The sequence below is a fragment of the Neisseria sp. HMSC065D04 genome (assembly GCF_001815675.1).
Taxonomy (GTDB): Bacteria; Pseudomonadota; Gammaproteobacteria; order Burkholderiales; family Neisseriaceae; genus Neisseria.
The window spans coordinates 31,952-35,177 of sequence record NZ_KV821509.1 but is presented as its reverse complement, the minus strand read 5'-3'; the positions used below and the strand labels follow the sequence as shown (position 1 = coordinate 35,177).

The window sequence follows — 3,226 nt, the reverse complement described above, 5'->3', positions numbered from 1 at the left end:
CCTTGTCCTGATTTAAATTTAATCCACTATAAAATAAAACTGAAGGAATACATCATGAAAAAATGGCTGCTGGCTGTTTTGCCCGCCACCGCACTGGCCGCTCCGCCTCAAGGCTTTTATCAAAATTACCAAGACTGGGACATCGCTTGCGACAATACCGGCACATGCCGTCTTGCCGGATATCAGGCGGACGAAACAGAAACGCCGGTTTCCATCTTGTTTACCCGAAAAGCGGGGGCGAACGCCGCCGTTGCCGGCGAAGTTTCCCTGCTGCCGTTTAATGACGATGATAGGCAACTCGCCCGTGTGGCAGCCCGCAGCGAATTGATGCTGAACGGCAAATCACTGGGCAAATTGGCGTTGAACAAAAAAGGCACAGGCAAATTGAGCAGCGCGCAAACCAACGCCTTGCTCGAAGCATTGAAAAAAGAAAGCAAAATCAGCATCCGCGCGGGAAAATATGAATGGCACTTGTCCGACAAAGGCGCGGCGGCGGCAATGTTGAAAGCGGACGAATTCCAAGGTCGTCTGAACACGCCTTCCGCGCTGATACGCAAAGGCAACAGCAGTCAGGCAGTCCTCAGCCCGCAGCCCAAACCCGTCATCCGCGCCGTTGCCGTACCGAAAACAGCAGGCGATATACTGGAACAAGACACACCGCGCCATAGCGCCGTCATGAAGCTGCTGCGCAACAGCAACCGCGTTTCTGAAGGAGACGATAATTACTGTTACGCCCTGCACAATAAAGAGCAAATGAATTGGAACCGCAGCCTGTATGTCCATCCGCTCAACGATCGTCAGGTTTTGATTTCGGCTATCTGTGTCGGCGGTGCTTATCAAACCAGCGGCTACTATGCCATTGCCGATAAAGAGTTGACCAAAATCGAACAAGTGCTGCCGCCGATGGTATACGGCGGGCATGGCGGATTCGACGAGAAAACAGCCACCCTCAGCGGTAGCTTCAAAGGCCGCGGCATAGGCGACTGTTGGACAAGCAATACGGCGGTGTGGGACGGCAAGGCATTCGTCCGCAGCGGCGAACACACTACCGGTTCATGCAAAGGCTTTACCGGCGGCGCGTGGGTGATGCCGATTTTTGATGCCCGCGTCGAGCGTTAAAATACGCCGAATATCGAAACATACGGCAAAAGCCGTTTCAAAAATGCCCGCAAGATTGAGTGATTTTGCGGGCATTTGCTACACGCGGGCGATGTTTGGAAGGGAAAAGGCGCGACAGCAGAATGCCCGTTTTCAGACGACCTTTTTCCTTATACAATACGCTTGGATTTTATATATTCTGATATAAAGGATACGGATTATGTTCGGCAAACAACTCTTTGAAGAAGTCAGCGCAAAAATCAGCGAAACCATCGCCAACAGCCCCGCCAAAGACATGGAGAAAAACGTCAAAGCCATGCTCGGCAGCGCGTTCAACCGTATGGATTTGGTTACGCGCGAAGAATTCGACATCCAGCAGCAGGTTTTGATTAAAACCCGCACCAAACTGGTCGAGCTGGAAGAGCGTCTGGCAAAACTCGAAGCCGCGCAAGAGCCTGAGCAGTCTGCCTTGGAAGCTGCCGAAGCCGCAGCCGAAGAAGCCGTCGCTGAAATCAAACAGCAAACCGAAGCCGGCGAATAAGGTCGTCTGAAACATGTCGCTTGCCTTGGTTTACAGCCGCGCCTTGAGCGGCATGAATGCGCCGTTGGTCGAAGTGGAAGCCCACCTTGCCAACGGCCTGCCTCATTTCAATATCGTCGGATTGCCCGACACCGAAGTCAAAGAAAGCCGCGACCGCGTACGCGCCGCCATCATCCAAAGCGGTTTCGACTTCCCTGCCAAAAAAATCACCGTCAACCTCGCCCCCGCCGACCTGCCCAAAGAATCGGGACGTTTCGACCTGCCGATTGCGCTGGGCATCCTCGCCGCATCCGGACAAATCGCACCCGAAAAGCTCGCACAATACGAGTTTGCCGGCGAATTGGCGCTTTCCGGTATGTTGCGTCCCGTGCGCGGCGCGTTGGCAATGGCGTGGCAGGGCATGCAGGCGGGGCGTTCTTTCGTCCTGCCGCAGGAAAACGCCGAACAAGCCGCCGTGATGCGCGGTATTACCGTTTACGGCGCGCGTTCGTTGGGCGAAGTCGCCGCCCATTTGAACGGCATCGAACCCTTGGCGCAAACCGACTGCCAAGTCCCGCAGAGGTCGTCTGAACACGCCAAACTGCCTGATCTCATCGATGTCAAAGGTCAACACACCGCCCGCCTTGCTTTGGAAATCGCCGCCGCAGGCGGACACAGCCTCTTGATGATGGGCCCGCCGGGAACGGGCAAATCCATGCTTTCCCAACGGCTGCCCGGCATTTTGCCGCCTTTGACCGAAGACGAATTGGTCGAAGTATGGGCGTTGCGTTCGCTCCTGCCCAATCATCAGCAACAACTCGACAGCAACCGTCCTTTCCGCAGTCCGCACCATAGTGCCAGCTCGGCAGCCATGGTCGGCGGCGGTTCCGATCCGCGTCCGGGCGAGATTTCATTGGCACATCACGGCGTTTTATTTTTGGACGAGCTGCCCGAGTTTGACCGCAAAGTTTTGGAAGTTTTGCGCGAACCTTTGGAAAACGGCGAAATCCACATTTCCCGCGCGGCGCGCCAAGCCGTCTATCCCGCCAAATTCCAGCTTGTCGCCGCCATGAACCCGTGTCCGTGCGGTTATCTCGGGCATCCCGTCAAACCCTGCCGCTGCACGCCCGAAAGCGTTGCGCGTTACCGCAGTAAAATTTCCGGCCCGCTGCTCGACCGCATCGATTTGACCATCGAAGTTCCCAGCCTGTCCGCCGCCGAACTGATGCAGCAGGAAGCGGGGGAAAGCAGCGCCGTCGTGTTGGCGCGAGTGATCGCCGCCCGCGACAAGCAATACGCGCGGCAGGGCAAAGTCAACGCCGCCTTGAGCGTCAGTGAACTCGACACGTCCGCCCGCATCCAAAAAGAAGCGCAGGAAGCCTTGGGCAGCCTGTTGGAAAAACTCTCCCTCTCCGCCCGCAGCTTCCACCGCATCATGCGCGTGGCGCGCACGTTGGCGGATTTGGCGGGCGATGAAGAAGTCGGCAGAAGCCATGTTTTGAAAGCCGTCAGCTTCCGCCGCGCGTTGTAAGGTTTTTCAGACGACCTTGGGTACTGAAAACGGAAAATTCAAAGTATAGTGGATTAACTTTAAACCGGTACGGCGTT

The 3,226-nt window shown here is 55.9% G+C and carries 3 protein-coding genes; all 3 read left to right on the top strand.

Features of this window, described 5'->3' with window-relative positions; all coding sequences use genetic code 11:
* Positions 1 to 54: 54 nt before the first annotated feature.
* Positions 55 to 1,119, top strand: coding sequence for a DUF1176 domain-containing protein (locus HMPREF3050_RS06255; RefSeq protein ID WP_070774107.1), 1,065 nt, complete (start codon positions 55 to 57; stop codon positions 1,117 to 1,119).
* A 199-nt stretch (positions 1,120 to 1,318) separates the two neighbouring features.
* Positions 1,319 to 1,639, top strand: a complete 321-nt coding sequence (locus tag HMPREF3050_RS06245; protein WP_003757162.1) for an accessory factor UbiK family protein — start codon at positions 1,319 to 1,321, stop codon at positions 1,637 to 1,639.
* Between the two features lie 13 nt (positions 1,640 to 1,652).
* The gene (locus HMPREF3050_RS06240) at positions 1,653 to 3,149 is read left to right on the top strand and encodes a YifB family Mg chelatase-like AAA ATPase (RefSeq protein ID WP_070774105.1); all 1,497 of its coding nucleotides are present in this window, start codon (positions 1,653 to 1,655) and stop codon (positions 3,147 to 3,149) included.
* The last annotated feature ends 77 nt before the right edge of the window (positions 3,150 to 3,226 follow it).

Excerpts from the sequence above, each read along its gene's own strand:
- HMPREF3050_RS06240 (WP_070774105.1), top strand. The coding sequence starts at position 1,653 with ATGTCGCTTGCCTTGGTTTACAGCCGCGCCTTGAGCGGCATGAATGCG.
- HMPREF3050_RS06245 (WP_003757162.1), top strand. The coding sequence starts at position 1,319 with ATGTTCGGCAAACAACTCTTTGAAGAAGTCAGCGCAAAAATCAGCGAA.
- HMPREF3050_RS06255 (WP_070774107.1), top strand. The coding sequence starts at position 55 with ATGAAAAAATGGCTGCTGGCTGTTTTGCCCGCCACCGCACTGGCCGCT.